General features: G+C 63.5%; 16 protein-coding genes and 1 tRNA gene. 8 read left to right on the top strand and 9 right to left on the bottom strand.

The features are described from left to right. Positions 1 to 8 precede the first annotated feature (8 nt). Positions 9 to 941 (top strand): DUF808 domain-containing protein, encoded by a 933-nt coding sequence (locus PQ457_RS10440; protein WP_273616816.1) that lies wholly within the window; start codon positions 9 to 11, stop codon positions 939 to 941. A gap of 27 nt (positions 942 to 968) precedes the next feature. Here the strand turns inward: PQ457_RS10440 and PQ457_RS10435 are convergent, their stop codons facing one another. Together PQ457_RS10435 and PQ457_RS10430 are read right to left on the bottom strand one after the other, a co-directional pair. After that, positions 969 to 1,364: a hypothetical protein gene (locus PQ457_RS10435; RefSeq protein ID WP_273616815.1), complete on the bottom strand. Its 396-nt coding sequence runs from the start codon at positions 1,362 to 1,364 to the stop codon at positions 969 to 971. A 97-nt stretch (positions 1,365 to 1,461) separates the two neighbouring features. Then, entirely contained in the window at positions 1,462 to 3,063 is a 1,602-nt protein-coding gene (locus tag PQ457_RS10430) for a methyl-accepting chemotaxis protein (protein WP_273616814.1), read from the bottom strand. Positions 3,064 to 3,297: 234 nt separating this feature from the next. On the opposite strand from PQ457_RS10430, the gene PQ457_RS10425 reads away from it, so the two are divergent. Together PQ457_RS10425 and PQ457_RS10420 are read left to right on the top strand one after the other, a co-directional pair. Continuing rightward, entirely contained in the window at positions 3,298 to 3,513 is a 216-nt protein-coding gene (locus PQ457_RS10425; RefSeq protein ID WP_168603636.1) for a hypothetical protein, read from the top strand. 13 nt (positions 3,514 to 3,526) lie between these two features. After that, positions 3,527 to 4,513 (top strand): DUF6976 family protein, encoded by a 987-nt coding sequence (locus PQ457_RS10420; protein ID WP_273616813.1) that lies wholly within the window; start codon positions 3,527 to 3,529, stop codon positions 4,511 to 4,513. 61 nt (positions 4,514 to 4,574) lie between these two features. Here PQ457_RS10420 and PQ457_RS10415 read toward each other — a convergent pair whose 3' ends face one another. After that, positions 4,575 to 5,981: a glutamate ligase domain-containing protein gene (locus PQ457_RS10415; RefSeq protein WP_273616812.1), complete on the bottom strand. Its 1,407-nt coding sequence runs from the start codon at positions 5,979 to 5,981 to the stop codon at positions 4,575 to 4,577. 116 nt (positions 5,982 to 6,097) lie between these two features. Between PQ457_RS10415 and PQ457_RS10410 the strand changes: the two genes are divergently transcribed. The 3 genes from PQ457_RS10410 (at position 6,098) to fabG (ending at position 8,697) form a co-directional block, all read left to right on the top strand. After that, on the top strand, positions 6,098 to 6,910 hold the full coding sequence (locus PQ457_RS10410) for an LD-carboxypeptidase (RefSeq protein WP_273616811.1): 813 nt from the start codon (positions 6,098 to 6,100) through the stop codon (positions 6,908 to 6,910). Positions 6,911 to 7,017: 107 nt separating this feature from the next. After that, positions 7,018 to 7,953 carry an ACP S-malonyltransferase gene (gene fabD / locus PQ457_RS10405; RefSeq protein WP_273616810.1) on the top strand — a complete coding sequence of 312 codons (936 nt, stop codon included), beginning with the start codon at positions 7,018 to 7,020 and terminating at the stop codon, positions 7,951 to 7,953. A gap of 3 nt (positions 7,954 to 7,956) precedes the next feature. Next, positions 7,957 to 8,697, top strand: coding sequence for a 3-oxoacyl-[acyl-carrier-protein] reductase (gene fabG / locus PQ457_RS10400; protein ID WP_273616809.1), 741 nt, complete (start codon positions 7,957 to 7,959; stop codon positions 8,695 to 8,697). A gap of 51 nt (positions 8,698 to 8,748) precedes the next feature. Here the strand turns inward: fabG and recF are convergent, their stop codons facing one another. After that, positions 8,749 to 9,831 (bottom strand): DNA replication/repair protein RecF, encoded by a 1,083-nt coding sequence (recF, locus tag PQ457_RS10395; RefSeq protein WP_273616808.1) that lies wholly within the window; start codon positions 9,829 to 9,831, stop codon positions 8,749 to 8,751. Positions 9,832 to 10,022: 191 nt separating this feature from the next. Here recF and PQ457_RS10390 point away from each other — a divergent pair, with 191 nt between their 5' ends. Then, a complete protein-coding gene (locus tag PQ457_RS10390) occupies positions 10,023 to 10,226 on the top strand; it encodes a PspC domain-containing protein (RefSeq protein WP_273616807.1) in 204 nt (67 codons plus the stop codon). Between the two features lie 28 nt (positions 10,227 to 10,254). On the opposite strand, the gene PQ457_RS10385 is transcribed toward PQ457_RS10390, so the two are convergent. Beyond that, positions 10,255 to 11,001, bottom strand: a complete 747-nt coding sequence (locus PQ457_RS10385; RefSeq protein WP_273616806.1) for a queuosine precursor transporter — start codon at positions 10,999 to 11,001, stop codon at positions 10,255 to 10,257. A 76-nt stretch (positions 11,002 to 11,077) separates the two neighbouring features. Continuing rightward, the gene (locus PQ457_RS10380) at positions 11,078 to 13,891 is read right to left on the bottom strand and encodes a TonB-dependent receptor (protein ID WP_273616805.1); all 2,814 of its coding nucleotides are present in this window, start codon (positions 13,889 to 13,891) and stop codon (positions 11,078 to 11,080) included. A gap of 249 nt (positions 13,892 to 14,140) precedes the next feature. Here PQ457_RS10380 and PQ457_RS10375 point away from each other — a divergent pair. Continuing rightward, a tRNA-Arg gene (locus PQ457_RS10375) sits at positions 14,141 to 14,217 on the top strand. Positions 14,218 to 14,236: 19 nt separating this feature from the next. Here PQ457_RS10375 and PQ457_RS10370 read toward each other — a convergent pair. From PQ457_RS10370 to PQ457_RS10360, 3 genes are all read right to left on the bottom strand, one after another. Next, a complete protein-coding gene (locus tag PQ457_RS10370) occupies positions 14,237 to 15,235 on the bottom strand; it encodes an extracellular catalytic domain type 2 short-chain-length polyhydroxyalkanoate depolymerase (RefSeq protein ID WP_273616804.1) in 999 nt (332 codons plus the stop codon). Between the two features lie 126 nt (positions 15,236 to 15,361). Then, positions 15,362 to 16,648 (bottom strand): HAMP domain-containing sensor histidine kinase, encoded by a 1,287-nt coding sequence (locus PQ457_RS10365; protein WP_273616803.1) that lies wholly within the window; start codon positions 16,646 to 16,648, stop codon positions 15,362 to 15,364. After that, positions 16,645 to 17,340, bottom strand: coding sequence for a response regulator transcription factor (locus PQ457_RS10360; RefSeq protein WP_273616802.1), 696 nt, complete (start codon positions 17,338 to 17,340; stop codon positions 16,645 to 16,647). The genes PQ457_RS10365 and PQ457_RS10360 overlap by 4 nt, the downstream gene beginning before the upstream one ends. Positions 17,341 to 17,440 lie beyond the last annotated feature (100 nt).

The following is a 17,440-nucleotide window of genomic DNA, read 5'->3' as shown; positions in this document are numbered from 1 at the left end:
TGTGAAACATGTCGGTGGGTTTGATCGCGCTGCTCGATGATGTGGCGATGATTGCCAAGGCGGCGGCGGCCTCGCTGGACGATATGGCCGCCGGCGTGGCGCAGGCGGGCAGCAAGGCCGCCGGCGTGGTGATCGACGATGCGGCGGTGACGCCCGCCTATGTCGCCTCGTTCACCCCCGACCGCGAATTGCCCGTCATTGCCCGTATCGCGCGGGGCAGCCTGTTCAACAAGCTGGTGATCCTGCTGCCGGTGGCGCTGGGGCTTTCGGCGCTGCTGCCATGGGCGATCACGCCGCTGCTGATGCTGGGCGGGCTGTTTCTGAGCTATGAGGGCGCGGAAAAGCTGCTGGAAAAGCTGGGCGGTCAGACGCATGGTGAAACGCCCGATGCGCCGGTGTCCGACGGCAAGGCCTTTGAGGCCGCGCGCGTCAAGGGCGCGGTGCGCACCGATCTGATCCTGTCGGCCGAAATCATGGCCATCGCTCTGGCCGAGGTGGCCGACAAGCCCTTGGTTGAGCGGGCGGTCATTCTGGGCATTGTGGGCGTGGGCATTACGGCGCTGGTTTACGGCGTGGTCGCGCTGATTGTTAAGGCGGATGATATCGGCCTGCATCTGGCGCGGGGCGGAACGGGGCTGCGGCTGACCATCGGGCGGGCGCTGGTGCAGGGCACGCCGCCCTTGCTCACCCTGCTGGCCAATGTCGGCACGGCCGCGATGCTCTGGGTGGGCGGCGGCATCCTGTTGCATGGCGCCGAGCAACTGGGCCTTGCCGCGCCCGCCCATTGGCAGCATGGCGTGGTCCATGCGGTGGAAATGGCGGCGGGCGGGGCGCTGGGCTGGATTGCGGGGGCCGGGATTGCCGGGCTGGTCGGGCTGGTGATCGGCATGATCGTGGCGGGGGTGCTGCACGGGCTGCCCGCTGTGTTGCGCCGGGCATGAAAAAGGGGGCTCTTTGGCCCCCTTGGATCAATGCGGCAGATTTTCGCTTTCCTCGCGGTCATAGCGATTGTTGATCTGCGTCAGGCGGTCGGTTTCCGACCTTTCGCGCTGGCTGGCATGGCGCAGCACCAGTTCCTCGAAAATGTCGGGATGGAGCGGCCTGTCGAATTCCAGCCCCGCGCTCTGTCCCATCAGCCACACCACCGTAGCGTCCTTGGGCGCCAGCGAGGGCAAGCACAGCGTCACCTTGTCGCCGCAGCGCAGCCCCTCGATGCCCTCGACCCGCGCCCCGCCGCAGGTCAGGTTCTTGAGCAGCGTCGGGCCGCGATCCTCGCCGAAACGGTAGCGGACCAACAGGTCGAAGCTGATACGTTCGGCGCGGGGGACGTAAACTACTGTATCGTCGATCGTATTGAGCAGCATGGCGTGGCTCCGGCTTTTCCTCTCGGCATGAATAGAAACGGGGGGTGGCGAGAGAAATTAAGATCGACGCCATGATTTTTGGATGCGGGGGATGCGCTCAGAATTCGGCCCAGTCGTCGGCCTCGTTGGCTGCGGCGGGGGTGGGCGCAACGGCAAGGGCGCCATCGCTGCGCGGCACAGAGACCAGCCTGGGCGCCGCTTTGGCGCGCGGCAGGGGCAGCGGGGCAGGGGAAAGATCGGCCGGCGAGCCTGACGGTGTGGGCGCCGTCCGCTCGATGCGGAAGCGCGCGACCAGTTGCGCCAGTTCCTGCGCCTGCGAGGCAAGGCTGCGCGCGGCGGCGGTGGCTTCTTCGGCAATGGCGGCGTTGGCCTGGGTGTTGCGGTCGATATCGCCCACCGATTCATTGATCTGCACCAGATTGCCCGCCTGTTCGCGGCTTACGCTGGCGATGGTGATGGCAAGGCTGGCGATGTCAGCCACCTTGCCGGTGATGCGGGTAAAGGCCTGACCCGATTGATCGACCAGCGAGACGCCGCGCGTCACCTGATCGACGCTGGTGCCGATCAGGCTGCGGATGTCCTTGGCCGCCTCGGCGCTGCGCTGGGCCAGCGCGCGAACCTCGTTGGCGACCACGGCGAAACCCTTGCCCGCATCGCCCGCGCGCGCCGCCTCGACGCCCGCGTTGAGCGCGAGGAGGTTGGTCTGAAAGGCGATGCCGTCGATGACATTGATGATCTGGGTGATCTCGCGGGCGGAATTTTCGATGCTGGCCATGGCATCCACCGCCTCGCGCACCACTTCGCTGCCCTTTTGCGCCTCGTCCTGCGCTTCCGAAACGCTGGCCTCGACGCGGCCGGCGCCTTGCGCCGCGTCGCTGATGCCATGGGTCAGGCTGTTCATCGCGGCGGTGGTTTCCTCCAGCGTGGCGGCCTGATGCTCGGTGCGGGTGGAAAGATTGTCGGATGCGCTGCGGATTTCGGCCGAACCGGCGCTGATCGTTTCGACCGCCGCCGTCACGCCGTTCAGCGCGGCATTGACCGCACGGCGCATCGCCTCGAAATCGGCCTGCAATTTGGCATAGCCGGGGGGCAGGCCGGTCAGGGAATGGGTCATGTCGCCATTGGCCATGGCCTCCAGCGCATGGGAAAGGCTGTCGACCACGCTTTGCCGCTTGGCTTCTTCGGCGCGGAAATAGGCGCCCAGCGCGATGTCCATGTCCATGATCGCCAGCTTGACCAGCGTGGCGATGTCCTGCGCCATCGCCCGCCCGCCCAGACGCCCGGCCAGCGATTGCCCTACCATGCCCTTGATCACATCCTGAAGGATCGTGGCATAGGCGCCGGTGTACCATGTCGGCTCCAGCCCGATGCGGGCGTGGACATCGCCGATATGGCTGGCGCGCTGGACATAGGATTGGGTCAGCCCGTCTGTGTTTGTTTCGAACAGATCCACCCAATGGGCAAATTGCTTGTCTCGCGCGCTCTGCGCCGAGGCGCTGGTCGGGAAAAAGCTGGCGATGGCGGGGGTGCGCGCCACGCGGCCATAGAAACGATCCAGAGCCGCCGGTGCGAATTTGCGCAGTGATCGGGCGATGCGGGAAAAGGCACTGTAATCTTCGCGTTCAACTTCAAAAAACTGGACCCGCAATTCAAGAGCATTGCTCTCTTTTTGCTGATGGTCTGGCCGGGAATCTTTCATGGCTGTTCCTTGCAGTCGATCAAGCGATGATTACTTCAAAATTGGACCACGGTTTAAAATGATGTCGTTTAGCATCCTGCGGGGGTGATTTAAGGATTGCTACCTAATGGTCCACATTTCGCCTCCGCGCCCAAGATACGATGGAATACCGAGTTCGTGTTCAGCCGAATGTAAAAAGCCAAAGGGTTACTCAGGCGCAGCAACAAAGAGTGCAGACTTGCGAAGGGGAACCTAATGGCCCTGCCATCCAAATCGGCGCCATGCTGGCAAAAACTGGCCAATGGCGGATTGAAAAAATTGCGGACCACCAATCTTGGCGCACAAATGCTCAGCCAGCGGCTCGAGATGAGCAAGCTCACGCCTGCGCAAAAGGCCGATGAAGTTTATGATTTCTTTGTGAAATGGGAAAGAGGACTGGCCAATGAAATCGCACAGCTTAGCTCCATCTGACTTCGCTGGCGCGATGGCCGGGCGCATCAATGCGCTGGTTGCGCTGGACGATGCGATTGCCCTCATCCGCGCGGGCGCGCCGCTGGCCATTGCCGGGCGCAAGGAAGCGCTTGATCAACTGCCCGCAGGCAACTGGATCGGGGGGACCACGCCCTATTTCCTGACCGCCGAGGGCGGCGAAATGATTGATGCCGGGCGGGTTTTCGTGACTGATTTCTCGGGTCTTGGCGCGGTCACCGCGCATCACTACGGCGCCGATGCGCTTCAGGACATCACCGAGGAAGCGCCCGAGCATGGCTTTGCGCTGGCCATCCTGCCGTTTCAGTCGCAGGCCCATCAGCGCTTTGCCAAGGAAGCGGGCCAATATCCGCTGGCCTTCCTCAAGCCCACCGTGGGCTGGATCGCAGGCTTCGATCTGGGCGAGGAAGGGGCCCGCGCCTATGTCTATGACGGTTCGGGCAGCGGCGCGCAGAGCGATGGCGCGGCGGTGCTGCAAATCCATCTGCCCGAGGGCATGATGCCGATCGTCGAGATCGTGAACATCTTCTCTTCCGATGGTGTCGACATCCTGCGCTTTGAAGAAGCCAGTTTTTCGCCGCAAAATGTGATCGTGAACGGGCAAAAGCGCCTGTTTGCCGACTATATCCGCGAACGCGGGGCCGAAGGCGGACAATTGCCGCTGGTGGGCGACTATTCGGGCGCGCGCATCAATGCTTCGCTGCGCGCAGTGGGCGATAAGACGGTGGATCTTTATGCGCCGGTGTTTCCCGGCATCGATTATGCCTTTGCCGCCCCGGTGGAGGACTATCCTTCGGCCTTTGCCGCGCAATTTGCCGAACATGACCATGACGGCGCGATGTGGTCGTGCAATTGCATCCTGAACTATCTGTTCGGCGGTCTGGAAGGCCGGACGGTGGGCGGCGTGGCCGGTCCCGTTACCTTTGGCGAAATCGCCTATCAACTGGTCAATCAGACGCTGGTGCAGGTGCGCGTCATCTAGGCATTTGCGTTTGATGTGAAAGGGGCGCGGGACTGTCTCCCCTCGCGCCCCTTTTTGCGTCTTATCCAACCTGTTCCAGCAGGTTTTTGGCAAAGAGCGTGAGCGTGTCGTCGCGCGCGCCCATCACCACGATGCGGTCGCCGGGACGTGCCTCCTGCGCCAGATAGGCCGCCACATCCTCGCGCGCGGGAATATAGCGCGCCCGGTCTCCGATCATATCGACGATCCGCTGTGAACCCTGCGTGCGGTCCACCGTCCCGCCGAAATAGACCGGATCGCACAGGATCACCTGATCCTCGCCTTCCAGCAGGCGCGCAAAGGTCTGGGCCAGTTCATGCCCCATCTGGCGCAGCGGGCCATAGCCATGCGGCTGGAAAAACGCCAGAATACGCCCCGGATGCGCCTTCAGAGTGTGCAGCGTCGCGCTCACCTTGTCCGGGTTGTGGCCGAAATCGTCGATCACGGTGATGCCGCTGCCGCTGGTGCCGACAATGTCAAAGCGACGTGCAAGGCCGGTGAAACTCTCGATGGCCGCCACGCCCTGCGCCAGCGCCACGCCTGCCGCATCGGCCGCCGCCAGCGCCGCCAGCGCATTGGCCAGATTATGCCGCCCCGGCACCCGCAGCGCCAGAGCATGGGTTGTCCCATTACGCCGGTCGATCAACGTGGCGGCAATCGTTGTGGGCGTTTCCACAATCGATCCGGGCATGATGCCGATATCGGCCTGCTCGCTGTTCAGCCCGAATGTCACCACGCGCCGCGCCCGACCGATCAGGGCGGCGCTCTCCGCATCGTCGATGTTGACCGCGGCCACATCGGCGCGGGCCAGAAAATCGCCAAACAATTCGCGCAATTCTTCCAGACTCTTGTGATCGAGGCTGACATTGTTGAGCACCGCCACGGTGGGATTATAGAGCGCGATCGAACCGTCGCTTTCATCCACCTCGGACACGAAAACGCTGCCCGCACCCACTCGCGCGCTGGCAAAGGGGGCATCGGGGCCGACGAAATTCTTCATCACCGCGCCGTTCATGATCGTGGGGTCGCGCCCGGCCTGCGTCATGATCCAGCCTGCCATGCCTGTCACGGTCGATTTGCCGCTGGTGCCGCCAATCGCGATGCGCGCAGGCGCCGCGTTGAACAGGGTGGAGAGCAGTTCGGCCCGGCTCATCCGCGCGCAGCCCAATTCGCGCGCGCGCAAGACCTCGGGCACGCTGTCCTCGACCGCCGCGCTGGCCACAAGGATCTGCGCCCCATCACGCATTCCGCTGCCGTCCTGAGGGCACAATTCAAACCCAAGGCTTTCGAGCCATGCGAATTTTTCCGGGGTGCGCCCCTGATCCCGGCTGCGGTCGGACCCGGCCACATGCGCCCCCATGCCGCGCAGGATCAGCGCCAGCGGCAACATGCCCGATCCGCCAATGCCACAGAAAAACCACGGGGTCGAAATGAGCGCGTTCTTGTCCATGAAGCGCGGGTTAGGGTCTGGCGCGCGCAGAAGCAACCGGCGTCTTTTCCGCCACGCGCGCAAAAGCAAAAAAGCGGTTCCCACTTTTTCGCGCGATGCTCTATGCCTTTCCGCCCATGACCCGAATTGCCATTTGCGCCCCCGCTTGCCCGATCACGCCCGAAGATGCCGCCCGCGTCGAAGCCATCGCGGGCGATTATGGGGTGAGCACCTATTTCCACCCGCAATGTTTCGCCTCGGCGGGGCATTTTGCGGGGGATGACGCCATGCGGCTCGCTGCTTTTCTCGATTGCGCGAATGATCCGGGGTTCGATGCGGTATGGTTCGCGCGTGGCGGCTATGGCAGCAACCGCATTGCCCAGAGCGCGGTGGCGCAATTGGGCGCGGCCGCGGCGCACAAGCGCTATATGGGCTATTCCGATATGGGTTATCTGCTGGGCGCGCTTTACCGGGCGCGGGTGGGGCATGTGTGTCATGGGCCGATGGTGGCCGACGGGCGCCGCACGGGCGGCGAGGCGGCGCTGCGCCGCGCTCTGGGCTTTTTCGCCGGCGGCAAGGAGGGTGTGGAGCCTTCGCTGGCCGGGGAAAAGCATCCCGTGGCGGCGTTCAACCTGACCACGCTGGCCATGCTGGCGGGCACGCCGATCATGCCGGGTCTGGCGGGCCATGTGGTGATGATCGAGGAGGTCAGCGAATATCTCTATGCGATTGACCGGCTGATGTTTCATGTGACGGCACATCTTGGCGGCGTGGCGGGGGTCCGGTTGGGGCGGGTGTCGGATATTCCCGACAATGACCGGCCCTTTGGCGCCGATGCGCAAGAGATCGTGGCGGATTGGTGCGCGCGTCACGCCATTCCTTTTCTGGGCGTGGCGGATATCGGCCATGACGCGGACAATCGCATCGTGCCCTTTGGCACGCAGACATAAGGCGTGCCTTTTGGCGCTCAGGCATAGAGCATGCCGTTTGATCTTGCTTCTGGCGCCCATCCGCAATAACCCGCGCCCACTTTGCATTTATCAGGGATTATCGCGCAATGCGGGCTTTCGTTTTTCCGGGTCAGGGCAGCCAGAAGGTTGGTATGGGCGTCGAACTGGCAGCCGCCAGCCCCGTTGCCCGCGAAGTGTTCGAAGAGGTCGATGACGCGCTGGGCCAGAAGCTCTCGGCGATCATGGCTGAGGGGCCGGAAGATGCGCTGACGCTGACCGAGAACGCGCAGCCCGCGATCATGGCCAATGCCATCGCCACATTGCGCGTTCTGGAAAAGGAAGGCGGCATCCGTCTGGCCGACAAGGCCGATTTCGTCGCGGGCCATTCGCTTGGTGAATATACGGCGCTGTGCGCGGCGGGGGCTTTTTCGCTTGCCGATACGGCGCGTTTGCTGAAGCTGCGCGGGCAATCGATGCAGGCCGCTGTGCCCGTCGGCGTGGGCGCGATGGCGGCCCTGCTGGGCGCGGATATTGAAAAGGCGTCCGCTCTGGCGGCGGCGGCGGCGCAGGGCGAGGTCTGCACCGTGGCCAATGACAATGATCCGGGTCAGGTCGTGCTGTCGGGCCACAAGGGCGCGATTGAGCGCGCCATTGCGCTGGTGAAAGAGCACGGCATCAAGCGCGGCGTGGCGCTGCCGGTCTCGGCGCCTTTCCACTGCCCGTTGATGCAACCGGCCGCCGATGCGATGGCCGAGGCGCTGGCGAAGACCGCGCCGGGCGCGCTCTCGGTCGCGCTGTTTGCCAATGTGACCGCCGATGTCGTGACCGATCCGGCCTTGGTGCAAAAGCTGCTGGTCGAACAGGTCTGCGGCCGGGTGCGCTGGCGCGAGAGCGTGATCGCTATGCAGGCAGCGGGCGTTGATGAATTTGTCGAATTGGGCGGCAAGGTGCTGGGCCCGATGATCGGGCGCACCATCAAGGATGTGAAGATTACCAGCGTGGTGACGATGGCCGACATCGAAGCGCTGCTGAAGGAGATTTGAGCGATGTTTGATCTGACGGGTATGACCGCGCTGGTGACGGGCGCTTCGGGGGGCATCGGTTCTTCGGTGGCCAAGGCTTTGGCCGGGCAGGGCGCGCGTCTGGCGCTGTCGGGCAGCAACCAGGCCAAGCTGGAAGCCTTTGCGGCGGAACTTGGCGGCGATCACATCTGTCTGGTGGCCGATCTGTCGGACAAGGACAGCGTGGAAGCGCTGATCCCCGCCGCTGTGGCTGGGTTGGGCAAGCTCGACATTCTGGTCAACAATGCCGGGATCACGCGCGATAACCTCGCCATGCGGATGAAGGATGACGAATGGGATGCGGTCATCCGTATCAACCTTGAAGGCGCGTTCCGCCTGATGCGCGCGGCCACCAAGCCGATGATGAAGGCCCGCTTTGGCCGCATCATCAACATCACCAGCGTCGTGGGCGCCACCGGCAATCCGGGCCAGATCAACTATGCCGCCGCCAAGGCGGGCCTGGTCGGCGCGTCCAAGAGCCTCGCGCAGGAATTGGCGAGCCGCAATGTGACGGTCAATTGCGTGGCCCCCGGCTTCATCCGTACCGCGATGACCGACGTCCTGCCCGATGCGCAGAAGGAAGCGCTGAACAGCCGCATCCCGATGGGCCGCATGGGCGAGGGCGAGGATATTGGCGCTGCGGTCGCGTTCCTCGCCTCGAAGGAAGCGGGCTATGTGACGGGCCAGACGCTGCATGTGAACGGCGGCATGGCGATGTTTGCCTGACAGGCCGATGTTTGCCTGAGATTTGGGGCGGGGGCGTTTACGCTTCCCGCCCTATTCTTTTCTGACGCTGCCCTCAGCCACGTGCCACTGTGCCGCCTTGCCCTTCAGCGCTTCAAAGGGCGCCAGTTCGGTCCCGGTCATCCAGACCTGCGCGGCGCCGGCCTCCAGCCTTTCAAACAAAGCGCCGCGCCGGATTGGGTCCAAATGGGCGGCCACTTCATCCAGCAGCAGCAGGCGCGGGCGGTCCGTATCCCCCGACAATTCCGCATGGGCCAGCGTGATGGCGATCAGCATCGCCTTTTGCTCGCCGGTTGAACATTCGGCGGCAGGCTGGTTTTTGGCCGCCATGGTCACGCCAAGGTCATCGCGGTGCGGCCCTGTCAGCGTGCGCTGGGCCGCGCGATCCCGGCGGCGATTATCCCGCAGCGCCTGCGCCAAGGCGTCCGCATCAATCGGCCCACCGGCCTGATAGGTCAGCGCGGGCCGCGCAAAGGGCGAGGGAGGCAGGGTTTCGAGCTTCGCGTTCAACGCGTCGATCAGCCGCGCCCGCCCGGCGGCCAGGGCCCCGCCTGCCTCGGCAATCTGCGCCTCGATGGCATCCAGCCAGCGCGCATCAGGCTCCTGCGGGGCGGAGAGCAGGCGGTTGCGCTCGCGGATCGCGGCCTCGCTGCGGGCGGCATGGGCGGCATGGGCCGGGTCCAGCGCCAGCGCCAGACGATCGACAAAGCGCCGCCGCCCGCCCGGCGAATCCATGAACAACCGGTCCATCGCCGGGGTCAGCCAGAACAGGCCCAGCCATTCCGACAGCGACAGCGCGCTGGCATCCGCGCCATTGACGCGCACGATGCGGCGGCCCGGCTTGTCCGGCGCGGTGCCCGTGCCCAGACGCACCCCCGCGCCATCGCGCAACAGATCGGCCGAAACCGCAAAGGCGCCGTCGCCCGCCTGCCCCGCCATATCGGGCAGGGCGGCGCGGCGCAGGCCGCGCCCCGGCGCAAACAGCGAGATGGCCTCAAGGATATTGGTCTTGCCCGCGCCATTCTCGCCCACCAACAGGTTGAACTTGCCCGTTCCCTCCAGCGCGGTGGCGCGGTGGTTGCGGAACCAGCCCAGACGGATGCGATCAAGCGCCATGGGCCGCGCTGTAGCCGGATTGCGCGACCCATGCCAGCCTTGGTGAAAAATGCGAAGGCTTGGGATTTTTCGCCATATGGAATGCGGTGAGAATGGCCGTTTTTCGGGCATTTCGCCAATTGGCACGGGCCATGCAAATCTCTTTGCACAAGCGGCGGCCACCGACCGGCCCCGCACCAAGGAGAAATACCATGAACAATTACGACCCCATCCGCCCCACCAATGGCTTCATGCTGGACCGCCGCAACAAGAAGATCTTTGGCGTCTGCTCCGGCATCGCGGCCTATTTCGGCCTCGATGTGACGCTGGTGCGCGTGGCCTTCGCGCTGGGGGCGATCCTTGGGTTTGGCTCGCTGTTTTTGGTCTATCTGGCGATTGCGTTGATTGCGGATTGATGGGGAGAGGCAAGCTCTCTTTAAACCCTCAAACCTCCGCCGCCTTGGCAAAGGGCGAGAATTTGGTGTCCGTATCGAACACTTCCACCCCTTCGCGGCGCTTGAGGAAGCCGACCACCCAGTAGGTTGCGGGCGTCAGGATCACTTCCCAACTGACCTTGATCGCCCATTGGGTCCATGCCACCTGCATCACCTGCGCCCCGGTCCAGCCGTCCGCGGCGTAGAAAGCGAGGGGGTAGAAGAGCGCGCTGTCCACGGCCTGGCCAAAGACGGTCGAGCCGATGGTGCGGGTCCACAGTTTGGATCCGTTGGTCAGGATCTTCATCTTGGCAAGGACGAAGCTGTTGACGAACTCGCCCGCCCAGAAGGCCGCGACCGAGGCAAAGACGATGCGCGGGGTCTGGCCGAAGACGCTTTCATAGGCGGCTTGGCCCGTCCATCCCGCATCGGGCGGCAGGGCGACCACCACCACGCTCATGAACACCATGAAGAGCAGCGCCCAGAAGCCCACCCAGATGCAGCGGCGGGCATTGGCATAGCCATAGACCTCGGTCAGCACATCGCCGATGATATAGGAAATGGGAAAGAACATCACGCCCGCGCCAAACGGCCATGGGCCGATAAAGGGCAGGTCGACCACCGCGCGCTTGCCCGCCCCAATCAGGTTAGACAGCAAGAGGATGGTGACGAAAGCCGCCATCACATAGTCGAAATAGCGGAAATGGCGGCGCGCGCCCGCGCTGCCCTCGAGGCGGAAGAGGGGGGATTGGCTCATGGTGCCAAGCTAACCCGCAATATCGCGTCGGCGCAAGAAAAACGGGGCGCCCCGGCAAGGAGCGCCCCAAAGGGCATCAGAAGTTGAAGCGCACGCCCCCGGTGAACCGGCGGCCGAAGCGTTCCCATTCGGTGGTGTAGTTCTGGCTGAAGCCGGCCGAACCGCCGCTGGCGTTGATCAGTCCGCTGGGGTCGACAAAGCGGCGCCCCGGTTGGTTGAGCAGGTTCGAGGCGTCGAAATAGATCGAGAGGCGCTTGTTGATCTGATAGCGCGCCGAGAAATCCATTTCATCATCCGCCGCCCAATAGCTGTCGCCGCCGGACGACAGATCGTCGCCGATCGCATCGAGCCATTTCGAGCGATACTGATATTGCAGGCGCAGCGTCAGGCCGTATTTCTCATAATAGCCGCCAAGGTTGTACACCATGTCCGACGTGTTGGGCAGGCGCACCTTGCGCGCGGCAAAACCGTCATAGGCCGCCTTGGTGACCGAACTGTCGTTCAGCATCAGGTTGGCGTTGATGCCGAAACCGCCCATCCAATCGGGCAGGCCCGCCTTTTGCGTCCAGGGTTCGAGGCTCTGCTGAAAGGCCACTTCCAGACCCATCAGATGGCCGCTGCCCGCATTGTTGATGCCGCGGAACGTATAGTTCGAACGGTCCACCCCGCCGCTGTTGAGCGAATCCGAGCCATAGGTCCGCACCGAAGTGTAGAGGACGTTCTCGACCTTTTTGTAATAAAGGCCCGCCATCAGGAAGCCGCTGGGGCGCATATACCATTCGAAATAGGCGTCCACGCCATAGGCGCGCTCGGGCTTGATGGCCGGGTTGCCGCCCGAAATGGCCTGATTGGTGTCGCTGATCACCACATTGGGGCGCATCTGGTCATAATCGGCGCGCGCGGCCCCGGTGGTAAAGGACAGGCGCAGCTTCTTGGTCTGATCGACGTTATAGTTGAGATGCAGGCTGGGGAAGGCCAGCAACTGGCTGGATTTGGCGCTCAGGTCGCGGGTGCTGACCGCGCCGGTGGTGCTGGTGATCGTGGCCACGGCATTGCCGGTGTTGGTGATGTTTTCAAGGCGCACACCGGCAAGGATGCTGCCCCAGTCATAGCGCAGCGTGCCCATCAGGAACCCGGCATAGACCTGTTCGCGCACCCGGTAATTGTTGTCGGTTACAGGCACGCGGGCATAAAGCTGACGCGCCTTGTTCGAGGCGTCGCGCATCTTGGCGGTGTCGAAATAGTGGAAGGTGTAGCCCATCGCGATCTTGCCCATGAAGGGCTGATTGGACAGGAAAGTGCTGTAATCGCTCAGCCCCAGCGCGGCCAGGTTTGAGGCGCCCGAGACGGAGATCTGCATCTCATTGGCGGTTTTGGTGCGCTGGTCATACTGGAAACCGGCCTTGAGCGTCAGATTGCCGCCCAGAAACCCGGTCTGTTTCGACAGGATCAGACGGCCGGTATAGGCGCGGGTCATGTCGATGGCATCGAGCAGGGTGAAGGAGGAGGCCGGTTTGGTGAACGTGTCGATATCGGTCACGCGCGTGCCCGCCGAGAGCAGGCCGCCCGAGCTGTTGGTGGTGTAGAGGTTCAGCGTCGAGATATTGGGATTGGTGTAATCATAGGATACCGTGGGGCGCGCGGTCAGCGTGCTCGGGCTGTCCCAGCCTACCTCGCCCACCACCGAGCGGTCATCCTTGCTCTCAGTGTAATTGCCCGCCCAATTCAGTTTCCAGCCGCCGTCGAATTCATGGCTGCCCTCCAGCGTGTTGGTGAAGATCGACTGGCGATAGGCGCGCAAGGTCGAGCGCTGGCGGATGTCGATGCCATAAATCGTGCCGCGCGTGGGGGTGTTGCCCGAACAGATGTCGGCATAGGCCGAGGTGGCATAGGCGGTCTTGACCGAAGTATCGCAGGCCGCGCTGGCATTGCTGAGCTGAGATTGCTTGTCATCCATGTCGAAGCGGTAATTGTCGCGCGCCTCGTCATCGGAAAAGATGGTGTAGATGCTGCGCAAAGAGATCGTGTTGCGGTCATCGGGCTTGTAATCCAGCCGTCCCGACACCGACCAGTTCTTGCGCGTCAGGCGATAGAGCTTGTTCTCGCTTTCGGCCGCCCAGATGCGGCCCGCATAGCCGGGGCGCTTGTCCTGCGACACGTTTTCCCAGTCATTCTCGAAATTGTCGGTCACCATGTCGCGCTGGTAATAGCTGCCCGACAGCAGCACGCCCAGTTCGCCTTCGCCCACGTTGAAACGGTTGGACAGGACCAGCGAGCCTTCATATTCCGGGCGGCCGCCATATTCCTGCTGGCCATATCCGGCCTTGCCATTGATGTGCAGGCCATTGAAATCAAAGGCCGAGCGCGTGACGATATTGACATTGCCCGACACGGTTTCACCCGGCATTTCGGGGGTCACGGCCTTGTTGATGATGATCTTGCCCGCAATGGCCGAGGGCACCGAGTCAAAGCGGCTGTCGCGCCCTTCGGGGCTGACCACATTGATGCCGTCGAAGGAAAGCGTGGTCCAATTCTTGGGCCCGCCGCGCAAGCTGATGTAGCGCGCCTGCCCCTGATCGCGCTCCACCGCCACGCCGGGCAGACGGCCTGCGGCCTGCGCAACGTTTTGGTCGGGCAGGCGGCCCACCGCGTCCGATGCGGCCACCGTCACCAGCGAATCCGACAATTGCTGAACCTTGAGCGCGGCGGCCTCGGACTCGGCGATCGGGCGCGCGCCCTGCACCACGATGGACTGGCCATCATCGGCGGCATCGGCGGCGGCGGGATTGGCTTTGGCGGCCTGCGTCGCCATTGGAAGGAACATGGCCGAGCAGAGCAAGGCAAAGCGCGCGCTCCGCATGGCGCGGCGCGCGGTGAAAACAGACGTCATGGATATGCCCCGTTGTTTGGTCAGAACTCGAGCGGGGGGCTAGGGATGGATTTTGACAATTCTGTTCCGCTCCGATGACAGGGATTGTCACAAAAGATGATTTTATGATCTTTATATATTATTGATTTTATATGTTTTTTATAGTAATGGCGTCCATGTCGGGAACGGGACGCGATCCACCTTTGCGCATCGCCGCCTTTGCCGCTATGGGGAGGGCGTCATGCGGCGATCCGCCCGTTCATGACATGCGCGCCCGTAGCTCAGCTGGATAGAGCACGAGCCTTCTAAGCTTGGGGTCACAGGTTCGAACCCTGTCGGGCGCGCCATATTTTCAGAGGGTTGGGTTCAACTGGTCAGGCGCTGGACCATCGCGTGGATGGCCGACAATTGCGCCCCGCTCTGCGTCTGGAAATTCAGCCCGCTATAGCCCCACCAGTCCCAGCAGCCCTGCGGATTGGCCGGAAAGGTGCTCTTGTTGACCTGGGGATAGAGCGTGATGATGCGGTTGGCATCGGCCCATGCGTTATAGCCCAGCCGGTTGTAGACCGCATCGCCCACCAGATCCGCGCTTTGCAGACAGCCATGGAAGACGACATGTACCGCGCAAGGGCCACCGCCATCGCGGCAGGCGGCGGGCACATAGACATAGCCGGTGGGCGCCATGCCGCTGCCCGTGGCGCCGGCAAATTCGCTTTGGTCAAACGCGATGGGCTGGGCTGAAAGGGTCGCGGGTTTGGGGCGCAGCGGGCCGTAAATATGCGACAGGATTGCGCCGGGTTGATCGTAATACTGCGCGCCCACCTTGCATTCATTGACAAAGGGCGCGGCATTGGCTCCGCAGACGCTGCCGAAATTGCCCGACAGGAAGGCATGGCCCGCAGGCGTATTGCGGACATAGCGCAGATTGGCCGCCGGAACCCGCGCGGCGGTGTAAAAGTCCCGCACCGCATTCATCGCGCTTTGCCGCACGACGATGTCCTTGGTGCCGCTGAACAGATAGACCTTCTGTTTGGCGATATTGGCCACCGGATCGACCATGCCGATGGCGGCAAAGCTGCTGGCCGCGCCATAGGAGGCCGCGCCGCTGGGTGCGCCCTGCATACAGGTGGTGATGCCGCCCAGATTGACCCATGCGCAATTGTATGGCCCTCCGGCAACCACGCCGACGCCGATCACGCTGCCTGAAAAGGCGACATCATATTGGACCGCCATGAAGGCGCCCGAGGACAGGCCCGAAACCGAAACCCGCGCCGGATCGGCGTGAAGGGCGGGCAATTTATCGGCCGCCGCCGCCATGGAGGCAAAGGGAAGCAGAATGAAAAAGGCTGTTCGACCCATGCGCATGATGACCTCCACAAGAAAAGGATCAAGGTTGCAGGTAATTCGATTCGCCGTTTCATCCATCCTCTTATGGCGCCAGAGTAACACCGGCCCATGGCGGTACAAATAAGGGAATGCGCCCCGCCCTTGTTAACTGAGCGCGGCGGCTTCCTCCCATCGCGCGGGCAGGGTGATGCGCACCCGCAGGCCGCCCCGTGCGCGGTTTTCGGCCGCAATCGTGCCTTCGTGCACGATCACCGCTCGCTGCGCGATGGCAAGGCCAAGGCCAAATCCGCCCGTCTCACCTTCGCCCCGGTGGAAGGGTTCGAACAGGCGGTCGATCTGATCGGGGGCCACGCCGGGGCCTTCGTCCTCGATGGTGACGACGATCCGCTCGGGTTCCTCGGACAGGGTGACGCCGATCGTGCTGTCTCCGGGCGAAAAGCGCAGCGCATTGCGCAACACATTTTCAAACGCCCGGCGCAGCAATTCGGCATCGCCCGTCACATCGGCATGAAATCCTTCGGGCATGCTGGCATGGCGCGAGAGGTCGATGCGGACATTCTTGGCCTCGCTCTCAAAGCGGACATCGGCCAGAATATCCTCGATCAGCGCGCGCAGATGGACGAAATGCTCCGGGCTGGCGCTGGCGCTTTCCAGCCGCGAGAGGGTGAGCAGGCTGCCCGCCATGGCGTCAAGGCGGCGCGCTTCCTGCTCGATCCGGTCCAGCGCCACCACCGCCCCTTCGGGTTTTTGCCGCGCCAGCGCGATGGCCAGTTGCAGCCGGGCCAGCGGCGAGCGCAATTCATGCGACATATCGTCAATCAACTGGCTGCGCGAAAGCACCAATTGCTCGACCTTTTCGGCCATGCCGTCAAAATCGCGGGCCAGGTCGGCGATTTCGTCGCGCCGCCGCCCCATCCTTGCGGCCAGACGCACCCCCAGATCGCCGCGCGCAAACCGGTCCAGCCCTTCACGCAGCGCCCGGATCGGCAGCGAGAGATAAAGCCCCAGAATGGCCGCAAAGACCAAACCGGAGATGATCCCGCTGATATAAAAGATCAGCGGCGGGGCGAGATGGACTTTGTCGAAACGTTGCGGCAACCGATAGAAAATGCGCCAGCGGCGGCCGTCGGGCGCGGTGGCCTGCATGGTGGTGGCGCGCACGCCCGGCGGAGGCGCCGCGCCATCGGGCGCAATCACCAGCGTGGGCATCGGCCCGTTCAGCAAGCCTGCCGGGATGGCCTGCGGCCCCTCATGCGTGATGATTGCGGCGGCCATCTGTTCCAGCCGGGGCGCGGCATAGCGTTCCAGATTGTCCGCCCAATAGGGATGATCGCGTTCCAGAACGAGGAACAATGTCCAAAGACCCGCCAACTGGGCAAAGAACACGCAGCAAAAGGCGGTGAAAATCTTCCAGAACAGCCGCCCCTTCATGCCGCCTGCTCCAGCCGCCAGCCGATCCCGCGCAGGGTGGCGATGCGCAGGCGCTCGCCACTCGCCCGCTCCAGCTTCTGGCGCAGGTTCGAGATGTGGACATCGATCGAGCGGTCATAACTTTCCCGCCGCCGCCCCAGCAGGCGCAGCGACAATTCATCCTTGGTCGACACCCGCTCGCCCGCGCGGATAAGGATTTCGAGCAGGTTGAACTCGGTCGCCGTCAATTCCAGCGCCATGCCCTCCCACCCGGCCCAGCGCCGCGCCGCATCCAGCGAAAGCGCGCCCAGCCGCAGATGATCGCCATGGACCGCCCGCCGCGCCGGGCGGCGCAGCACCGCGCGCAGCCGCGCCACCAGTTCGGGCGGGAAATAGGGCTTGGCCACATAATCATCCGCGCCCAGTTCCAGCCCGATCACCCGCTCGGTATCGTTGCTTTTGGCCGTCAGCATGATGACGGGCACATCGCTGGTGCCCCTGATATGGCGCAACAGGTCGATGCCATTGCCGCCCGGCAGCATGACATCGAGGATCACCGCATCATACAGGCCCGACAGCGCCGCCTCGCGCCCGCCCGCCGCATTATGCACCGCGCGGCAGGCAAAGCCTTCACCCTCCAGATACTCGGCGAGCATCTGGGTGAGGGCGGCGTCATCATCGACCAGCAGGATGTTGAAAGCGGGTGTTTCCATGCGGCTTTGCTTTTGACGGTTTGCGTCGCGCTTGTCCCGCCCGATTTACACAAACCTTACACTTCACTTGCAAAGTCCTGACCCGCAAGGGCTGCGCGCG

The organism is Novosphingobium humi (assembly GCF_028607105.1).
GTDB lineage: Bacteria > Pseudomonadota > Alphaproteobacteria > Sphingomonadales > Sphingomonadaceae > Novosphingobium > Novosphingobium humi.
This window is presented reverse-complemented; position numbering and strand designations above follow the sequence as displayed.